This window comes from Pseudomonas fluorescens (assembly GCF_000802965.1).
Classification (GTDB): domain Bacteria; phylum Pseudomonadota; class Gammaproteobacteria; order Pseudomonadales; family Pseudomonadaceae; genus Aquipseudomonas; species Aquipseudomonas fluorescens_A.
This window is the reverse complement of record NZ_JSAK01000055.1, coordinates 1-264: the sequence shown is the minus strand read 5'-3', so window position 1 is coordinate 264 and position 264 is coordinate 1. Positions and strand designations below refer to the sequence as shown.

2 tRNA genes are annotated in these 264 nt (G+C 47.0%); both read left to right on the top strand.

The annotated features are described in order from the left end of the window. The first annotated feature begins 7 nt into the window (after nucleotides 1–7). Nucleotides 8–84, top strand: a tRNA-Ile gene (locus tag NL64_RS29075). Between the two features lie 10 nt (nucleotides 85–94). Further along, nucleotides 95–170: transfer RNA gene (locus tag NL64_RS29070), tRNA-Ala, on the top strand. The last annotated feature ends 94 nt before the right edge of the window (nucleotides 171–264 follow it).

The following is a 264-nucleotide window of genomic DNA, read 5'->3' as shown; positions in this document are numbered from 1 at the left end:
CGAAATTGGGTCTGTAGCTCAGTTGGTTAGAGCGCACCCCTGATAAGGGTGAGGTCGGCAGTTCGAATCTGCCCAGACCCACCAATTTTGTTATGGGGCCATAGCTCAGCTGGGAGAGCGCCTGCCTTGCACGCAGGAGGTCAACGGTTCGATCCCGTTTGGCTCCACCATTAACTGCTTCTGCTGTTAGAGTTTAGAAATGAATATTCTGAAGTGAATATTGATTTCTAGTCTTTGATTAGATCGTTCTTTAAAAATTTGGGT